Origin of the sequence: Catenuloplanes japonicus, assembly GCF_000717135.1 — a bacterium.
GTDB lineage: Bacteria > Actinomycetota > Actinomycetes > Mycobacteriales > Micromonosporaceae > Catenuloplanes > Catenuloplanes japonicus.
Window position 1 is genome coordinate 23,795 of record NZ_JNXY01000049.1, and the last position, 18,955, is coordinate 42,749.

Annotated in this window: 10 protein-coding genes; 6 read left to right on the plus strand and 4 right to left on the minus strand. The window is 68.1% G+C overall.

Going from position 1 to position 18,955, the window contains the following annotated elements:
- Positions 1-123: 123 nt before the first annotated feature.
- Positions 124-819: a hypothetical protein gene (locus OP04_RS45910; protein WP_033346366.1), complete on the minus strand. Its 696-nt coding sequence runs from the start codon at positions 817-819 to the stop codon at positions 124-126.
- 174 nt (positions 820-993) lie between these two features.
- Between OP04_RS45910 and OP04_RS45915 the strand changes: the two genes are divergently transcribed.
- The 3 genes from OP04_RS45915 (at position 994) to OP04_RS45935 (ending at position 10,676) form a co-directional block, all read left to right on the plus strand.
- Positions 994-4,425 carry a helicase-related protein gene (locus tag OP04_RS45915; protein ID WP_033346367.1) on the plus strand — a complete coding sequence of 1,144 codons (3,432 nt, stop codon included), beginning with the start codon at positions 994-996 and terminating at the stop codon, positions 4,423-4,425.
- A gap of 141 nt (positions 4,426-4,566) precedes the next feature.
- The gene (locus OP04_RS52705) at positions 4,567-7,341 is read left to right on the plus strand and encodes a DUF1156 domain-containing protein (protein ID WP_198154281.1); all 2,775 of its coding nucleotides are present in this window, start codon (positions 4,567-4,569) and stop codon (positions 7,339-7,341) included.
- A complete protein-coding gene (locus OP04_RS45935) occupies positions 7,341-10,676 on the plus strand; it encodes a Swt1 family HEPN domain-containing protein (RefSeq protein WP_085067314.1) in 3,336 nt (1,111 codons plus the stop codon). Before OP04_RS52705 ends, OP04_RS45935 begins: the two co-directional genes overlap by 1 nt.
- A gap of 132 nt (positions 10,677-10,808) precedes the next feature.
- On the opposite strand, the gene glgB is transcribed toward OP04_RS45935, so the two are convergent.
- The 3 genes from glgB to OP04_RS45950 are packed head-to-tail and all read right to left on the minus strand — an operon-like array spanning position 10,809 to position 15,611.
- Positions 10,809-12,914: a 1,4-alpha-glucan branching protein GlgB gene (glgB, locus tag OP04_RS45940; RefSeq protein WP_033346408.1), complete on the minus strand. Its 2,106-nt coding sequence runs from the start codon at positions 12,912-12,914 to the stop codon at positions 10,809-10,811.
- Positions 12,915-12,919: 5 nt separating this feature from the next.
- The gene (locus OP04_RS48920; RefSeq protein ID WP_035087356.1) at positions 12,920-14,992 is read right to left on the minus strand and encodes an alpha-1,4-glucan--maltose-1-phosphate maltosyltransferase; all 2,073 of its coding nucleotides are present in this window, start codon (positions 14,990-14,992) and stop codon (positions 12,920-12,922) included.
- A gap of 46 nt (positions 14,993-15,038) precedes the next feature.
- Positions 15,039-15,611 carry a dienelactone hydrolase family protein gene (locus OP04_RS45950; protein WP_033346410.1) on the minus strand — a complete coding sequence of 191 codons (573 nt, stop codon included), beginning with the start codon at positions 15,609-15,611 and terminating at the stop codon, positions 15,039-15,041.
- Positions 15,612-15,674: 63 nt separating this feature from the next.
- On the opposite strand from OP04_RS45950, the gene OP04_RS45955 reads away from it, so the two are divergent.
- The 3 genes from OP04_RS45955 to OP04_RS45965 all read left to right on the plus strand — a co-directional run bounded on the left by OP04_RS45955 (position 15,675) and on the right by OP04_RS45965 (position 18,688).
- Positions 15,675-16,628: a helix-turn-helix transcriptional regulator gene (locus tag OP04_RS45955; protein ID WP_157241253.1), complete on the plus strand. Its 954-nt coding sequence runs from the start codon at positions 15,675-15,677 to the stop codon at positions 16,626-16,628.
- A gap of 64 nt (positions 16,629-16,692) precedes the next feature.
- Complete coding sequence (locus OP04_RS45960) at positions 16,693-17,559, plus strand: helix-turn-helix domain-containing protein (RefSeq protein ID WP_232324000.1); 867 nt, start codon at positions 16,693-16,695, stop codon at positions 17,557-17,559.
- 1 nt (position 17,560) lies between these two features.
- On the plus strand, positions 17,561-18,688 hold the full coding sequence (locus OP04_RS45965; protein WP_051800089.1) for an acyl-CoA dehydrogenase family protein: 1,128 nt from the start codon (positions 17,561-17,563) through the stop codon (positions 18,686-18,688).
- Positions 18,689-18,955 lie beyond the last annotated feature (267 nt).

An 18,955-nucleotide genomic window follows, 5' to 3' on the forward strand; every position in this document is an offset into this window, starting at 1 on the left:
GTCGCAAAACTGCAACGCAGCCTTGCTGATCGTCGCCAAATCGTTCAGGCATCGTTCGGCTCTTGAGAAGGTCGGCTCCGGGGGTGTTGCGCCCGGAGCCGACCGTTCTTCGTGAGCCTAAGGTCAGGCCACTCCCCAGGTCTCCCAGGAGATGATCCAGTCGCGTTCGCGATGCGGCGACGGTTCGCCCTTGAGGACCGCGTCGATGGCTTCGGCAGCTTCATGATCGTTCCGGCGGGCGTGCTGGTCGTACATGGCCTTGCATTCGACATAGATCACACTGTTGATCGAGTAGGTCCGGACCGGCTGATTGATACGTCGCCGGATCGCGGCTCGGATGGTCTTGCGAAGCGTGTCTTGCTGATCGCCCGGGACGTGGTGGATCTCGGCGAACCCTCGCTGGTCGATGACCACGTCGGCGGCAAGCTGAGCCACGAGTACCAGGCGGTCGTCTGCTACCGGTGTGGGGAAGTGCCGGTCGAGGATTGTAAGGCAGCGGCGGCAGGTCGGTGCGAAGGCTACCTCGCCAAACCTGCCGATGGCACCGCCGTCGCCGCCGACCATGACGGCCCACTCTCGACCGCACAGGGTCTTCTCTGACCATCGCGGTTCGGTCAGCGCGTGCCGGTCGTAGCCCGCCAGTCCGTGCGTGCCGTCGGCTTCCTCGTCGAAGTAGAAGTCGGCTACCGCTTCCTGGCCGGCAGCAGCTGTTTCGGCGGAGGCGGTGAGGTGGATCGCGACACCGCCACCGGTGGTCGTCAGCAACATCGCTGTGCCGCTGACTTCTATGACATTCGGGCCGAACGGTTCGGGATCCATAGTCCCATTCTCGTCCGCCGATGAGCTTACGACTGCCCCGTCCGGATCAGCGATATTACCGCGTGAGGTGGCCGCTGAGTCCAGGATTGCCAACTCCGCGCGGGCGGTCCGGCGGGGAGATCCAATGAACCTGGCCGTCGTCGTCACCGAGGCACCGCCGGGTTGGAGTGTGGGATGCGGCTTGAGGAGATCGCGCCGCAGGCTCGCCTGGCCGGTGTCGTGGCCGGTGAAGTCGTAGTGGTGGTCGGGCTGGCCTGGCACGGCACTGACGCGGTCGAACTCACCTACCGGACCTCGGCTGGTGGTCTGTTCGACCGGGTCTTGTATCGCTCGGACGAGGCGTCGCTGGCGGTGGCGCTCGACCGGGGGCGTCCGTTCGATGCCAACCCTGCGGAGTTTCGGCTGGTGGCCGAAACGCATCGGATCCGGCTCGCGGGCACGTTCGATCCGATGCTGGCGGTAGCGACGAGCGATGTACAGCCGTTACCGCATCAGATCCGCGCTGTGTACGGGGAACTGCTCCCGCGAACCCCGTTACGGTTCCTGCTGGCCGATGACCCGGGCGCGGGTAAGACCATCATGGCCGGCCTCTACATCAAGGAACTGCTGCTGCGCGACGACGTACACCGGTGCCTGATCGTCGCGCCGGGCGGCCTGGTCGAGCAGTGGCAGGACGAGCTGTTCTTCAAGTTCGGGCTGCGGTTCACCCTGCTCGCCGGTACCGGCGCGGGCGGGCTACCAGGGGTGTCCGCGTTCGAGGTACAGCCGCTGCTGATCGCGCGGATGGACCAATTGGCCCGCAACGACGACCTCCTCGCCGAGCTGGCGCAGACGCAGTGGGATCTGGTGGTGGTCGACGAGGCGCACCGGATGGGCGCGCATCACTTCGGCGGCAAGGTCGAGAAGACGAAGCGGTACCTGCTCGGCGAACTCCTCGGCCGTCTCGCCCGCCACCTGCTGCTCATGACGGCCACCCCACACGCCGGTAAGGACGAAGACTTTCAACTGTTCATGCAACTGCTCGACGCCGACCGGTTCGCCGGCCGGTTCCGGCGCGAGGTCCACGGCGACGACGGTACGACCGGCCTCATGCGGCGGATGGTGAAGGAGGATCTGCACACCTTCGACGGCAAGCCGCTTTTCCCGGAGCGGATCGCGCAGACCGTGCCCTACGAACTGACCCACGCCGAGGCCGAGCTGTACGAGCTGGTAACCCAATACGTGCGGCAAGGGATGAACCGGGCCGACCAGCTTGACGACAAGCGCCGCAACACGGTCGGGTTCGCGTTGACGGTCTTGCAGCGGCGGCTGGCATCCAGCCCGGAGGCGATCTATCAGTCGCTTCGCCGCCGCGCCGAGCGGCTGCGACGCCGCCGCCAGGAACTGATCAACGGAACAGCTGTCAGCGACGCACCGCTGCTGCGTGACGGCGACTTCCTCGACGACCCGGACGAACACCTCGCCGACGAGATCGAGCAGGTCGAGGAGGAACTGGTCGACGCCGCCACCGCCGCCCGCACCGTAGACGAACTGGACGCGGAACTGGCCGAACTCGACGACCTGACCGCCGTCGCGAAACGGGTCCGGGATCGTGGCGAGGACCGCAAATGGAGCGAGCTGCGGCAGATTCTCGACGACCACACCGTGCTCACCGGCCCTTCCGGTGTGCGGCGCAAGCTGATCGTGTTTACCGAACACCGTGACACCCTGGGCTACCTCACCACGAAGATCCAGACGCTGCTCGGCCGCACCGAGGCGGTCAGGGCGATCCATGGTGGTGTCCGCCGTGCGGACCGGCGGCAGATCACGGAGGAGTTCACCAAGAACCCGGACTGCCACGTCCTGCTCGCCACCGACGCCGCGGGCGAAGGGTTGAACCTGCAGGTCGCCCACCTGATGGTGAACTACGACCTGCCATGGAACCCGAACCGCATCGAGCAACGCTTCGGCCGTATCCACCGCATCGGGCAGTCCGAGGTCTGCCGGCTGTGGAACCTCGTGGCCAGCAACACCCGCGAGGGCGAGGTGTTCACCCGGCTGCTGGCCAAGGTCGACGAGCAACGTGCCGCGTACGGCGGCAAGGTCTTCGACGTGCTCGGCCTCGCCTTCGGCGAAACCCCGCTGCGAAGCCTGCTGCTCGACGCCATCCGCTACGGCGAACAGCCCGAGGTCCGCGCCCGCATGCACGAGGTCATCGACACCCAGTACGCCAACGGCGTCAAGGAACTCCTCGCCGACCACGCCCTCGCCCACGAAGTCCTCGGCCCGGCGGACCTGGCCGAGATGCGCCGGCAGATGGACGACGCCCGCGCCCGCCGCCTCCAGCCGCACTACATCGAATGGGCGTTCCGCTACGCCTTCGAACGCGCTGGCGGGCGACTCGCCCGCCGCGAACGCGGCCGATACGAGATCACCAACGTGCCCGCACCAATCCGCACCCGGACCACGCACGGCCCGATCGCGACCCGGTACGAACGCGTCACCTTCGCCCTCGACGACATCGACGCGCCCGGACGGCCACGCGCCGATCTGCTCGCACCCGGCCATCCCCTGCACGACGCGGTCCTCGCCCACACCATCGCCCAGCACGGACACCTCCTCGAACGCGGCACCGTCCTCGTCTCGACCGCCGTCGACCGCCCACACCTACTCGTCGGCGTCCTGGAGGAGATCATCGACGGCACCGGCGCCTCAGTCGCCCGGCGCTTCGGCTACGCCCACGTCGATGCCGACGGCACCGTCACCCCCGCCGGCCCCGCCCCCTATCTGGACTGCGCCGCCGCACCACCCGGCCCGGCGAGCGCCGCAGCCCGCGCTCTTCCGTGGCTGCACGACGCCGAACGTCACGCCGTCAGCTGGATCATCGCCCACCAACTTCCCGCCTACCTCGCCGACATCCAGCCGCGTCGGACGGCAGACCTCGAACGTGCCCGCCAGCAAGTCCATCAGCGGCTCACCCAGGAAATCAACCGGCTCGCCGCCGACGCCCTCCACGCCACCGAACACGCTCAGCGCGGTGGCAAGCCCCGCGAGTCCGCCGACAGCCTCACCCACAAGGCCAACGACCTCGAAACCCGGCTCGAACGCCGGCTCGCCGAACTCGACCGGCAGGCCGCCATGTCCACCCGGCCACCCCGCGTCGTCACCGCCGCGATCGTGCTGCCCCTCGCCGACGTCGAAACCACGATCGCACCCGACGCCCCCATCCACGCCGCCGAAACTCGCACCGTCGAACGACGCGGAGTCGACGCCGTGATGGCCGCCGAACGCGCGCTCGGCCGCACCCCCACCGAACAGCCGTCCAACAACCCCGGCTTCGACATCCTCTCGGAGACTTCGGACGGCCGTCGCATCCGGATCGAGGTCAAAGCCCGTATCACCGACGCCGAGGACTTCTTCATCACCCACAACGAAGTCATCCTCGGCCGCAACACCGCCCCCGACTACCGCCTCGCCCTCGTCACCGTCGACCCCCGCGGACCCGAACACGACCAGATCCGCTACCTCGACGACCCCTTCCGCGGCGTCGAGATCAACGACTTCGCCGCCACCGGCGTCCGCGGCGACTGGCCCAAGAACTGGGCCGCCGGACAGTTGCCTTTCTGAAGAACGCTCACATTACGGGCCGAAACTCGCGAAACTGGCATAGACGGCGAAGATCGCGAGACAGCCGCCCACAGGGGTTCAGCCCGCGGGCGGCGCTGGAGGCGACCGATGGTCACACCACACCGACCCAAACTCATCGAAGTGGCCCTCCCCCTGGAGGCCATCAACCGAGAATCGGCCCGGGAAAAGTCCATCCGCCACGGCCACCCCTCCACCCTCCACCTCTGGTGGTCCAGGAAGCCGCTCGCCACCTGCCGCGCCGTCCTCTTCGCCCAACTCGTCGACGACCCCTCAGCACACCCCGACCGCTTCCCCACCCAGGAAGCCCAGGAAGCCGAACGAGACCGACTCCACGACATCATCAAACGCCTCGTCATCTGGGAAAACACCCGCGACGAAAAGCTCCTCGCCGAAGCCCAGGCCGAAATCGTCGCCTCCTGCGACGGCAACCCACCACCCATCCTCGACCCCTTCGCCGGCGGCGGCAGCATCCCCCTCGAAGCCCAACGCCTCGGACTCGAAGCCCACGCCTCCGACCTCAACCCCGTCGCCGTCCTCATCAACAAAGCCCTCATCGAAATCCCGCCCAAATTCCGCGATAAGGCGCCTGTCTATCCCGACAACGCCGAAACACGGCTTACCTCGCGGCGCGGCGCCGAAGGACTCGCGGCCGACGTTCGCGCCTACGGACAGTGGATGCGCGACGAAGCCGAACGCCGCATCGGCCACCACTACCCCAAAGCCGCCCTCCCCGACGGCACCAAAGCCAACGTCATCGCCTGGAAATGGGCACGCACCGTCACCTGCCCCAACCCCGGCTGCGGCATCGACATGCCCCTCGTCAGCTCCTGGTGGCTCAGCAAGAAGAAAGGCAAAGAAGCCTACGTCGTCCCTGCGGTCATTAAAGACCCGACCCATCCAAGCGGCAGACGCGTCCAGTACGCAGTGGCCCATGGCAGCCAAATACTGTCACGCGATGGAAGCATGTCAGGACGAAAGGGCGCTACTTGCATCTCATGCGACTCAACGATCGGCGTCGACTACGTCAAGACCGAGAGCGCGCAGTCCCGGATGGGCGCAGACCTCATCGCTGTGGTCAGCGACGGACTTCGACAACGGGTCTACCTCTCGCCAACCGACGAGCACGTCAAATCCGCGCAGGTCGACCGACCTATCGATGTGCCAGACCAGGAACTGGGGCATGACCCGCGAAACCTTTGGACGCCCGCATACGGCCTGACCCGATTCTGCGACCTCTTTACCAGTCGACAGTTGTTGGCGTTGACGACGTTCAGCGATCTTGTTGGCGAGGCTCGGGAGCGAGCCCTGAAAGATACACTCTCCGTAGGCATGCTGCACGGCGACCGCCTCGAAGCCGGCGGCACCGACGCCGAAGCCTACGCCGACACGATTGCAACATATCTAAGCCTGTCGGTATCGCGCTGCACCGACTACTGGTCATCGCTGTGCAGCTGGCACAGCAGTCGCGAAATCATCAGAAACACCTTTGCGCGCCAGGCGATTCCGATGGTATGGGATTATGCCGAGGCGATGCCATTCTCCTCGTCGTCAGGCGGATTCTCGGGGCAGCTCGATTGGGTCGTAAAGGCATTACAGTGCACGCCCGCCACGATTAAAGGAGCTGCAGAGCAGCACGACGCAGCGACATACACTTTCTCTGGAATTCCGATCAGCACCGATCCGCCCTACTATGACAACATCGGCTACTCGGACCTGTCCGACTTCTTCTACGTCTGGTTGCGCCGAAGCCTAAAAGATATTCACACAAAGCTATTTGGGACCTTATTGGTTCCGAAGGTTGAAGAACTGGTGGCAAATCCGTATCGCCACGGCGGTAAGGGGCCGGCGAAGCGGTTCTTCGAGGACGGATTTCGGGCTGTGTTCGCTCGCGTACGCGAGTCGGCATGGGCGGATCTACCGATCACGGTGTACTACGCGTACAAGCAGTCGGAGAGCGGCAAGGAGGGTGAGACGTCAACTGGTTGGGAGACGCTGCTAAACAGCATGATCCGTTCTCAATGGTCGATCACGGCGACCTGGCCGGTTCGCAGCGAACTGAGCAACCGCATGCTGGCAAAGGACACCAACTCGCTCGCATCCTCGATCGTGTTGACGTTACGGCCCCGGCCGGACAACGCCCCGACAATCGACCGGCGCGGTTTCATCGCAGCCCTCCAACAAGAACTGCCAGCGAAGCTGCGGGACCTGCAGCACGGGATGATCGCGCCGGTCGACCTGCGGCAAGCCGCGATCGGCCCGGGCATGGCGGTGTTCTCCCGCTACTCCTCGGTGCTGGAGCCGGACGGTAGTCCGATGCGTGTCGGAGCGGCGCTGGCTCGGATCAACGAGGTGCTGGACGAGGTACTCAGCGAGCAGGAGGGAGACTTCGACAGCGCGACCAGGTTCGCCATCGAGTGGTACCGCCAGCACGGCTACGAAGCGGGTAAGTTCGGCGACGCCGACAACATGGCGCACGCGCGGAACACAGCGGTGGCAGCTCTCGACCGGGTCGGCATCCTGACCAGCCGTGCGGGCAAGGTGACGCTCGTCAAGCCCTCCGACCTGCCGGCCACATATGACCCGATGCAGGCCGTGCAGGTCAGCGTGTGGGAGGCGGCCCATCACATGATCCGGACGATCGACTCGGGCGGAGTGGGCGCTGCCGGCGAGATTCTCAATGCCGTGACATCGCGGCCAGGTGGTGGCGTAGACGCTGCGCTGGTGAAGGAGTTGGCGTTCCTGCTGTACCGGATCGCGGACGATAGCAAGTGGTCGCAGGACGCCTTGGCGTTCAACACGCTCGCCACATCATGGTCGGACATCACCGACGCAGCGCAAGGACGCGTCCCCTCCAACGAACAGACCGCCCTCGACTTCGACGAGGAGGACGACTGATGGCAACCTCCAACCGCGACCGGATCGGTCAAATGTTCGATGTCCTAGCGCCGACGTTGGACGCATTCATCGGCCAAATCCTCGGTCCGGAGCTGGCCCCGGGGACATCGTGGGCAATGCTGGTCGCGGCGAAGGACACCAAGAACGGCATCGAGGGCAAGCAGTACGACCCGCTGGACCCGCAGGTGCAGTTGCGGATGCTGACCGAGAACATTCCGCACCAGGTCCGTCCCGGCTGGTACCCGTTCGACGGGCTGCTGAGCCAGGTGCAGAAGAGCTACGCCAGCGAACTGCGCCAGACCCGCAACGACTGGGCGCACGGCAGGTCGTTTACCGATGACGACGCCTACCGCAACCTCGACACCGCCGAGCGTCTTCTCACCGCGGTGGGCGCCGCCGACGCGGCCGAGAAGGTGACCGCGATCCGGCTGAACCTGCGCCGGATGACAGCCGACCGTGATGACCGGCGCACCCTCAAAGCGGTGGTGACGAACCCGCAGTCGCAGGGCCTGCAACCGTGGCGGGAGGTTCTGCGCCCGCACGACGACGTGGCCAGCGGCAACTTCCAGGCGGCCGAGTTCGCCGCCGACCTGTACAAGGTCGCCTCGGGCACGGACACCGGCCGCGACTACGCCGACCCGGTCGAGTTCTTCACCCGCACCTACCTCACCGACGGCCTACGCGATCTGATCGGCCGGGCGGTACGCCGCCTGACGGGTGACGACAACGCCTCACCGGTGATCAACCTGCAAACGAACTTCGGCGGCGGCAAGACCCACTCGATGCTGTCGCTATGGCATCTCGCCGGCGGCCTGCCGCGCAGCCGGTTCCCGCAGGAGGTGCAGGAGCTTCTCGGCGACAGCGGCTACGACACGATCCCGCCCAGCGTGCGGCGGGTGGCGATCGTCGGTAATCATTTCGCGCCGTCCGGTGAGACCAAACCTGACGGGACCCGGGTCAACACCGTGTGGGGTGAACTGGCCTGGCAGCTCGGCGGCCCGCAGGCGTACCAGCTGGTCGCTGACGCCGACACCAATGGCACAGCGCCCGGCAGCGCGCTGCACACGCTGTTGGCCGAGCATGCCCCAGCGGTGATCCTGATCGACGAATGGGTCGCCTACGCCCGACAGCTCTACGACGACAAGCAGCGTGGAGGCACATTCGACACGCAGTTCACGTTCGCTCAGTCACTGACCGAGGCTGCGAAGGGCACCAGCGGTGTCCTGCTCGCGATCTCCATTCCCGCCTCGCATACGCCGGGTGAAACGCCGGTGGTGGGTACCGCCGAAGAGGTCGGTGGTGCGCATGGCCTGGAGGCGTTGAAGCGGCTGCAGAACGTGGTCCGGCGTGTCGCCGACCAGTGGCGGCCGGCGTCGTCGGACGAGGCTTACCACATCGTGCGGCAACGGCTGTTCGTCAATCCCGACGCGCAGGCCCTGGCCGCGATTGGGGCGACGGCGCGGGCGTTCGTCGAGTTCTACCGTAAGCACACCGACGACTTCCCCCGCGAGGCCCGGGACAACGACTACGAGACCCGGATCCGGCACACCTATCCGATCCATCCCGAGCTGTTCGATCGGCTCTACGAGGACTGGTCGAGCCTCGAACGCTTCCAACGCACGCGCGGCGTGCTGCGGCTGATGAACACCGTCATCCACGCCCTCTGGGTCGGTGAGGACGCCGCACCACTAATCATGCCTGGCTCTGTCCCCTTGGCCACCGCGTCGGTCAACACCGAACTGACCCAATACCTCCAGGACTCGTGGAAGGCCATCATCGACGCCGACGTTGACGGCCCCAACTCCGAACCGGTAAAGATCGATGGCGCCAAGCCGCTGTTCGGGCAACGGTCCCTGACCCGGCGGCTCGCGCGCGCGGTGTTCTTCGGCGCCGCACCGACCATTGGCACCGCCCACAAGGGTTTGGAGACCCAGCGGCTGTTCCTCGGCGTCGCCACCCCCGGCGACGTGCCGGGCAACTTCCACTCCGCGCTCGCCCACCTCGGCGACCGAACCACCTACTTCTACTCCGGCGCCGGACGGTTCTGGTACGACCTGCAAGCCAACATCTCCCGCCGCGCCAAAGACCACGCCGAACGGCTACACCCCGAGGATGTCTGGGCCGAGATCGTCAAACGCCTCACCGACCAGCAGAGAACTCGCGGCGACTTCGCCCGTGTGCGTGTCTGCCCGGAGGACAGCGCCGACGTCCGCGACGACGACGAGGCCCAACTCGTCATCCTGCACCCGAAGGCCGTCTACCGCCGTCGCGACGACGCCTGCACCGCCCTTGCCCTGGCTCACACGACCACCGCGCACAGAGGCACCGCGAACCGGATTCACCGCAATATGCTCGTCTACCTCGCTGCCGACGCCGACCGGATGGCCGAACTCGACACCGCGATCCGCGACTACCTCGGCTGGACCGATGTCCTGGACAGGAGCGCCGAACTAGACCTCACCGAGAACCAGCGCAAGCAAGCCGGTGAGAACCAGAAACGCGCCGACCAGACCGCCGACAGCAGACTCCTCGGCACCTACCAATGGGCACTCGTCCCCGAACAACCCGATCCGGGTGCCTCGTTCCGCATCACCGCCACCAAGATCAGCGAAGGTCAGACGAATTTCCTGGCCGAACGCGTCTCAAAGAAGCTCGGCAGCGACGGCGCCCTTACCACCCAGCAGGCACCCGCCGTCATCCGCCACGTTCTTGACCGCGTCGTCCCCAAGCTCTGGGAACCCGACCACGTCAGCGTCGGCGAGCTGTGGCGCGCTTACACCGCTTACCCGTACATGCCCCGCCTCCGTGACCGCGCCGTCCTCAACACCGGACTGACGGCAGCAGTGCTCGTCTGGGACTCCGACGGCTTCGCCCTCGCCGACAGCTTCGACGACACCGAACACCGCTATCGCGGGCTACGCCTGCCCAACGACCACACCGACGCCGTCATCACCGACACCACGCTCATCATCAAACCGATCGTCGCCACCGCCCAACGCGACAGCGAGACGACCACCGTCACGCCGGAACCAGACGACAATCCACAGAAACCGACCACCGTACCGACCGACAAGGCGCACACGACACCGGCCGACAAGGCAAAGATCCGCTTCTTCGGCAGCAAAGAACTCAGCCCGGACCGCTACGGCACCGACTTCAAGAAAATCGCCGACGAGATCCTCGCCCACCTCGCCGCCGCGCCAGGCGTCACCCTGACCGTCCGAGTCGACATCGACGCCGCCGTCACCCGTGGCTTCGATCCCGCCAAGGTCCGCACCGTCTCCGAAAACGCCCGCACCCTCAAGTTCGAACAGTCCGGGTTCGAAGACGGCTGACCGGCGAGTCCAAAGCCAAGTATGACCATGGTGTGGAGCGGCCGATCGCGCACTGAGCCGTCCGGCGCCCGGGCCGCGCAGCGCATCAGGGGATGCGCGCGGAACGCGCGTACCCCCTGATGGTTGTGGTTCTTATGCGGGTTTGAGCCAGAGCACGCCCAGCGGCGGCACGCGGAGGACCGCGGAGACGGGGAAGCCGTGCCAGGGGATGTCGTCGGTGTAGATGCCGCCCAGGTTGCCGACGCCGGAGCCGCCATAGACGTGGGCGTCGGTGTTGACGACCTCGGTCCAGCGGCCGGCGGACGGCAGGCCGATGCGGTAGTCGTCGAGGGGGCCGCCGGAGAAGTTGGCGATGCAGGCGAGGGCGCTGCCGTCGGGGGCCAGGCGCAGGAAGGCGATGGTGTTGTGGGTGACGTCGTCGTTGAGGATCCAGCGGAAGCCGGCGGGGGACGTGTCCTGGGACCAGAGCGCGGCGTTCGCACGGTAGGCGGCGTTGAGGTCGGTGAGCAGGCGTTTGAGGCCGGCGCGCTGCGGGTCGTGCAGCAGGTACCAGTCGAGGCCGCGCTCCTCGGACCACTCGCGGTCGTCGCCCAGTTCGGCGCCCATGAACAGCAGGTTCTTGCCGGGGTGGGCCCACATGTAGGCCATGAGGGCGCGGGCGTTCGCGGTCTTCTGCCAGGCGTCGCCGGGCATCTTGCCGGTCAGTGAGCCCTTGCCGTGGACGACCTCGTCGTGGCTGATCGGGAGCACGTAGTTTTCCGACCAGGCGTAGACCAGGGAGAACGTGAGCTGGTGGTGATGGTACTGGCGGTGGACCGGGTCCTTGCCGACGTAGGTGAGCGTGTCGTGCATCCAGCCCATGTTCCATTTGAAGCCGAAGCCGAGGCCGCCGTGGTCGGTGGGCGCGGTGACGCCGGGGAACGCGGTCGACTCCTCCGCGATCATGAGCGTGCCGGGGTACTGTTTTCCGACCGTGGCGTTGACCTCCTGGAGGAAGCTGATCGCGTCCAGGTTCTGGTTGCCGCCGTACTGGTTGGGCAGCCACTCCCCCTCTTTGCGGGAGTAGTCGAGGTAGAGCATGCTGGCGACCGCGTCCACGCGCAGGCCGTCGATGTGGAACTCCTCGAACCAGAAGAGCGCGTTCGCGACCAGGAAGTTGCGGACCTCGGGGCGGCCGTAGTCGAAGACGTACGTGCCCCAGTCGGGGTGCTCGCCGCGCCGCCAGTCGCCGTGCTCGTAGAGCGGGGTGCCGTCGAACCGGGCGAGCGCCCACTCGTCGCGCGGGAAGTGCGCGGGCACCCAGTCGAGGATGACGCCGATGCCGGCCTGGTGCAGTTCGTCGATGAGCATGCGCAGCTCGTCCGGGTTTCCGAAACGGCTGGTGGGCGCGTAGTAGCCGGTGACCTGGTAGCCCCAGGAGCCGCCGAACGGGTGCTCGGCGAGCGGCATGAACTCGACGTGGGTGAACTTCATCTCGACCAGGTAGCCGACCAGTTCGTCCGCGAGCTCGCGGTAGCCGAGGCCGGGGCGCCAGGAGCCGAGGTGGACCTCGTAGACGGACATGGGCTCGCGGTGGGGCTGCCTCTTGCTCCGGGCGCTGATCCACTCCCCGTCGGCCCAGTCGTAGGAGGAGCGATAGACCACCGAGCCGGTACGCGGCGGGATCTCGGTGTGACGGGCGAGCGGGTCGGCCTTCTCGCGCCAGTGGCCGTCCGCGCCGAGGATGCGGAACTTGTAGCGGGCGCCCTCGGGGACGCCGGGGACGAAGATCTCCCAGACACCGGAGGCGCCCATCGAGCGCATCGGCCAGCCGTCGTGCGCGTCCCAGCCGGTGAAGTCGCCGACGATCCGGACGCCTTGGGCGTTCGGGGCCCAGACCGCGAACGCGGTGCCGTCTTCCGTCGACTGGGCGCCGAGGACGGTCCAGAGCCGCTCGTGCCGTCCTTCGGCGATGAGGTGGAGGTCGAGTTCGCCGAGGGTGGGACCGTGGCGGTAGGGGTCGTCCTGTTCGTCGCCGTCGACGTCGAGGCGGTAATCCGTCACTTTGTCCGGAATTATCGTCTCAAAGACGCCTTCGGGATGGACGCGTTTCATCGGATATTTCGTGCCATCGGGCGTGATGACCGAAATGTCACTCGCATGCCGCCGCAGCGCGCGAACGACCGTCTCCCCGGCGCTCGGATGCGCCCCGAGCAGAGCATGCGGGTCGTGGGCATTCCCGGTGATCACGCTGTCCATCATGGTCACCCTCCGATCCGCTCGACGGTGAAGATGTGGGCCGGGTTGATCGCCGGGTCCAGCCGTACCGCGTTCCCCGAGGCGCCCCACACATGGTTCGCCCCGCTCAGCTGATCATGCAGTCTTACCCGGTCGTCCCAGCCGAGCCCCAACGATGGCATCTCCAGATCCACCGTGGCCCACTGCACCGCATTCGGGTCGAACGAGCAGGCGACCAGGATCGTGTTCGCCGACTCCGGATCCTTCTTGGACCAGACCAGGATGGCCGGGTTGTCGCAGTGGTGGAAACGCAGGTTCCGCAACCAGTGCAACGCCGGATTCCGCTTCCGGATGCTGTTCAGCGTGGTCAGATATCGCTTCAGCGAGCGGCCCTCGACCTCGGCCAGCTCCCAGTCACGCGGCCGCAGCTCGAACTTCTCGTTGTCGAGATATTCCTCCACCCCCGGCCGCGGCTCGTGCTCGAACAGCTCGTAGCCGGTATACATCCCCCAGCTGGGCGACAGCATGCTCGCCAGCACCGCGCGGATCTTGAAGATCGGCGGCCCGCCGTGCTGCAGCGCCTCGTGCAGGATGTCCGGCGTGTTCGGCCAGAAGTTCGGCGTCATGTAGTGCGCGGCCGCGACCAGCTCCTCGCAGTACTCCCGCATCTCCTCCGCGCTGTTGCGCCACGTGAAGTAGCTGTACGACTGCGTGAACCCGATCTTGGCGAGCCCGTGCATGACGGCCGGCCGGGTGAACGCCTCGGCCAGGAAGATCACGTCCGGGTCCGTCTTCTTGATCTCGCCGATCAGCCAGTACCAGAAGTCCAGCGGCTTCGTGTGCGGGTTGTCCACCCGGAACGCGCGGATCCCCTCGCCCATCCAGTGCCGGACGATCCGCAGCATCTCCGCGCGGATCCCCTCCGGATCGTTGTCGAAGTTGAGCGGGTAGATGTCCTGGTACTTCTTGGGCGGGTTCTCCGCGTACGCGATCGTGCCGTCCGCGCGCGTGGTGAACCACTCCGGGTGCTCGGTGACCCACGGATGGTCCGGCGCGCACTGCAGCGCGAGATCCAGCGCGACCTCCACACCCAGCTCGTTCGCCTGCCGGACGAACTCGCGGAAGTCCTCCACCGTGCCCAGATCCGGATGGATGGCGTCGTGGCCGCCCTCCTCCGCACCGATCGCCCACGGCGACCCGACGTCCTCCGCGCGCGCGATCAGCGAGTTGTTGCGCCCCTTGCGGTGAATGCGGCCGATGGGGTGGATCGGCGGCAGGTACAGCACGTCGAAGCCCATCTCGGCGACCGCGGGCAGCCGCTTGATCGCGGTCTGGAACGTGCCCGACTGATGCGGGAGCACCGCGCCCTCGGACCGCGGGAAGAACTCGTACCAGGAGCTGAAAACCGCCTTACGGCGATCAACCCAGAGGGGGTACGACTCGGAGCTCGTCACCAGCCGGCGTACCGGCTTCTCCCAGAGGAGGTCTTCGAGCTGGAGCGCCGGGGTGGTTCTTTGTTCGAGGGACAATTCTTCGTCGCGCAGCGCCTCCGCTGCCGCGAAGATCCGCGCGCGCTCGGCCCGCGGGGTCGGCACCGCGTCTTCCGGGATCTCGGCCGCGCTCTCGATCACCGAGCCCTGCCCGTACCGGTAGCCCTTGTCCGTGAGCTGGATGCCGGCCCGGCTCTCCGCGTTCAGCGGCAGCCGCCGGGCCGCCTCCGCCAGCAGCGCCGCGCCCTCGGCCAGATCGTTCGCGAGGTCGGCGATGCCCTGGCCGGCCTCCAGCTTCTTGGTGACCGCGCCGTGCCACGTCAGGTAGGGGTCGTCGAACGCCTCGATCCGGAACGTCCAGGCGCCGGGCGCGTCCGGCCGGATGAGCGCCTCCCACCGGTCCAGCCCGAGGCCGAGCGGTCTCATCCGGGTGAACGCGCGGTCGTCGCCGTCCGGCCCCTGCCAGACGACGTTGACGCCGAGCGCGTGGTGGCCCTCCCGGTACGCGGTCACCGTCACCGGCAACAGCTCACCGACGACCGCCTTCGCCGGGTAGCGGCCCGCGTCCACGGTGGGGCCGACCTCTTCGATGGGAAATCGTCCGGTCACCCTGCAAACCTAAACCAGCCGACCCGGTTCCGCGCGCCGAGAAGATCTAGTGTTTCGAGATCATTGCCGTGGCCCGCTCCACGACCAGCGCGGTAGCGTCCGCGTCGTAGGAGGGCAGGCTGCTGTCCGTGAACAGGTGCACGGTGCCCGGGTAGAGGAACAGCTCGCCGTCCGCCGCCTCCTTCACCAGCTCACGGGCCGCGTCCACATCCCCCTCCCCGGCGAAGAACGGGTCCTCGTCCATGCCGTGCACCTGCACCGGCACGCTCTTCGGCCAGGCGCCGAACTCGCTCACCGGCAGGCAGCCCTCCAGCAGGACCGCGCCGCGCGCGCCCGGCCGGGTCTGCGCCAGCATCTGCGCCGGGAGCGCACCCATCGAGATGCCGGCGTAGACCACGTCCTCCGGCAGCGCGTCCGCCGCCGCCCTCCCCCGCTCCGCGATGCGCGAGAAGCCGATCTCCTGCGCGTACGCCAGCCCCTCCGGCACGGTCGCGAAGATCTTTCCGTCGAGCAGGTCCGGCAGGTGGACGGTGTGGCCGGCGGCCTCGAAACGGGCGGCCAGCGCGCGTACCCCGTCGGTCAGCCCTTGCACGTGATGAAACAACACGATCTCGGTCATGCCGTCCATCCTGCCGTGAATTCCCGACAGCGCATGTCGGGATCGCGCGGGATGATCTGTTTCGTGCGCGCCTCCCGGATGATGTCCCTGCTCCTGCACCTGCAAGTCCGCGGCCAGGCGACGGGCGCTGAACTGGCCCGCCTGCTGGAGGTGAGCGAGCGGACCGTGCAGCGGGACGCGGAGGCGCTGGTGTCGTCCGGCGTGCCGATCCGGTCGACGCGTGGGCCGGCCGGCGGGTACCGGCTGGACGGCGGGTACCGGACGCGGCTGACCGGGCTGGGGCTGGACGAGGCCGGGGCGCTCGCGTTCCTCGGTCTGGCCGGGCCGGCGGCGCAGCTGGGTCTGGGCTCGCTGCTGGAGGGGGCACGGACCAAGGTGCTGGCCGGGATGACGGGTGAGGCCCGCGCTCGGGCGTCGGCGACGGCGGCGCGCTTCCACCTCGATCCGGTCCGGTTCTTCGGGACGGCCGAGCCGACTCCGTGCCTGCCTGACCTGGCCTCCGCCGTCTGGTCCGACCGGCGTGCGCGCATCGTCTACACGGTGCGGTCCGGGGAGACGTCGGTGCGGGACGTCGATCCGCTCGGGCTCGTGCTGGCCGCGGGGGTCTGGTATCTGGTGGCGCTGCGTGAGGGGGCGCGGCGGACGTACCGGGTGTCGCGGGTGCGGTCGGTGGAGTTGCTGTCCGAGGCGGTGCGCAGGCCGGCCGGGTTCGAGCTGGCGGAGGTCTGGGCGGAGGCGCGGGCATCGCTGGAGGCGGAGAAGACGGCGGTGTCGGTGACGGTGCGGATCGCCGCACGTGCCCTTCATCGGTTGCGGGAGGTGCTGCCGACCCATGGGCAGGCGCTCGTGCCGGTGTCCGCGGCCGGCGAGTGGGTGGAGTTGACGGTGCCTTTCGAGAGCGCGGGGTGGGCGTTCACGGCGTTGCTGGGGTTGGGGGCGGACGTCGAGGTGCTGGGACCGGCCGATCTGCGCGGGCGGATGGCGGAGGAGTTGAGGCGGGCGAGCGGGCTCTACTGAGCGGCCGGTACGTGGGAGTGAGTGGGCCAGGCTCTTTCGCCGCCGGGCGGGAAGGATGACCGGTGTGGCGGAGCGGAATGATTTCGGGGCGGTACTGCGGGCCTGGCGGGAGCGGCTGACCCCGTCGGCCGTGGGACTCGTGCCGCATGGGCGCCGCCGGTCGCCGGGGCTGCTGCGCGAGGAGGTCGCGCAGTTGGCCGGGGTGTCCGCGGACTACGTGAAGCGGCTGGAGCAGGGGCGGGGGCGGCCGTCGGCAAGCGTGCTCGACGCGCTGTCCCGGGCACTGCGGCTCAGCCGCGACGAGTACGAGTACCTGTGCGTCCTGGCAGGTCACGCCGCCGGAGGTGCCGGGTTCGTACCGCGGCAGCTGGGACCCGGCGCGCGACGCCTGCTGGACCGGCTCGGCGACCTGCCGGTCTGCGTGTGCGACGCGGCCTGGACCGTGATCGACTGGAACCTGTCGTGGACCGCGATGGGTTGCAGCGCCACCGAGGTGGCGCTCGGCCGTGACCGGAACATGGTGTGGCGGTTCTTCGTCGCGCCGGCCCCGGGCGTGCCGCCGGGCAACTCGACGCGCACCCCCGAACGCATGCGGCGCTTCCGTGAGCAGGTCGTGGCGGATCTGCGCGCCGCGTCCCTCCGTTACCCGGCCGATCGGGAGCTGGCGTCGATGGTGGCCGACCTCGCGGCCCGCAGCGCGGACTTTCGCGCGCTGTGGGAGACCGCCCGCCCCGGCCGCTACTACGACGACCGGGTGACGATCCACCACCCGGTCGTCGGTGACTTCACCGTGGACTGCGACATCCTCGCGATCCACGACGGTGACCTGCGGGCCGTCGTGTTCACGCCGGAACCGGGCTCGCGCGACGCGCAACGGCTGGCGCTGGCCCGCACCGCCCTGGCCATGTCCCCCCATCACGACGGAAGTTGACATGTCACTTATCTCCACCGAACTGATCAAAGAAGCCGAGAACGTGGCACCGGTGCTGGCCGCACACGCCGCCCGCACCGAGAAGGAGCTCAAACCAACCCCCGAGAGCATCGCCGCGGTACGGGATGCGGGCCTGCTGCGCCTGACCGTGCCCACCGCGTTCGGCGGTCATGACGCGAGCCAGCACACGCTGGTCCGGGTCGGCGTGGCACTCGGCCGCGCCTGCCCCTCCACCGCCTGGGTCACCTGCCTGTCCGCGTCCGCGAAGCAGATGATGGACGCGATGCTGCCCGGCCAGGCCCGCGCCGAGATCTTCGCCGACCCGGACGCGGTCGCCTCGGCCAGCGCGGTCGTCACCGGCGCCGCCACCGAGACCGATCACGGCGGGCTCCGACTGGACGGCCGCTGGCGGATGGCCTCCGGCTCGGAGCTGGCAACCTGGGCGATGCTGGTCGCGCCGGTGCTGGTCGACGGCGTGCCGGCGAAGGGTGCCGTCGCGCTGGTACCGCTCTCCGACCTGACGATCGAGCGCACCTGGCGAGCCCTCGGCATGGCCGGGACCAGCAGCCACACGCTGGTGGCGGACGGCGTCGAGGTCCCCGCACACCGGACGCTGCTGCCCCCGCCCCCGGTGCCGGCCCGCTTCTCCGTCGCGGCCGTGCTGGCCCACCTGGCCCCCGTGCTGGGCGCCGCGCACGGCGCCCGGGACGTGGTCGAGGCCGCGCTGCGCGGAGACCGGGCGCCCGCCGGCACCACCTACCGGCGGACCGCGGAATCGCCGCTGGCCCGGCACTGGTTCGCGGAGGCCTCCCGGCTGATCGACGGCGCACTGATCCGCACCCTCGCGGTCGCCGACGCGCTGGACGAGACGGACACGGATCTGCCGATCGCGGACCGCTCCCGCATGCGCATGGACCTTGTGCAGGCCGCGCAGGACAGCCGGGCCGCGCTCGCCCGGCTGCTGGACCTGCACGGTGCGAGCGGCTTCACGGACGACAACCCGCTGCAGCGCTTCTGGCGCGACGCCGAGGTCGGCAGCCGCTACGCCGGGCTGAACCCGTTCATCACCGCAGAGGACCACGGACGCCTGCTGCTGGACGAGGGCGCGCCGGTCTCGATGATGCTCTGACCGAGCACAGGACCGTCTCGAGCCCGGGGCGCTGCTGTTGAGCATCAGGGTCTTGCCGGAAGCGGGTGCCGGGCGCTCCGCGCCCGAAATTTCGGCAGACAGCAGCCCTGATGGTGAACCGGCGGCATTCTGGTGCCGATGGCCCCTCGGGTGGCATTGGGTGGTGTGGGCGGCGGTTCTTGCCTCCGGCGGACCTCCGGCGGGAGCGCTCCGGCTCCGGGGCGCTCCCGCCGGAGGCAAAACGCCACCGACACCACCCCCCACTGC

What these genes read in the sequence shown, in the direction of transcription:
- OP04_RS45910 (WP_033346366.1), bottom strand. Translation starts at nt 819, where the DNA reads ATGGATCCCGAACCGTTCGGCCCGAATGTCATAGAAGTCAGCGGCACA.
- OP04_RS45915 (WP_033346367.1), top strand. Translation starts at nt 994, where the DNA reads ATGCGGCTTGAGGAGATCGCGCCGCAGGCTCGCCTGGCCGGTGTCGTG.
- OP04_RS45935 (WP_085067314.1), top strand. Translation starts at nt 7,341, where the DNA reads ATGGCAACCTCCAACCGCGACCGGATCGGTCAAATGTTCGATGTCCTA.
- glgB (WP_033346408.1), bottom strand. Translation starts at nt 12,914, where the DNA reads ATGGACAGCGTGATCACCGGGAATGCCCACGACCCGCATGCTCTGCTC.
- OP04_RS45950 (WP_033346410.1), bottom strand. Translation starts at nt 15,611, where the DNA reads ATGACCGAGATCGTGTTGTTTCATCACGTGCAAGGGCTGACCGACGGG.
- OP04_RS45965 (WP_051800089.1), top strand. Translation starts at nt 17,561, where the DNA reads ATGTCACTTATCTCCACCGAACTGATCAAAGAAGCCGAGAACGTGGCA.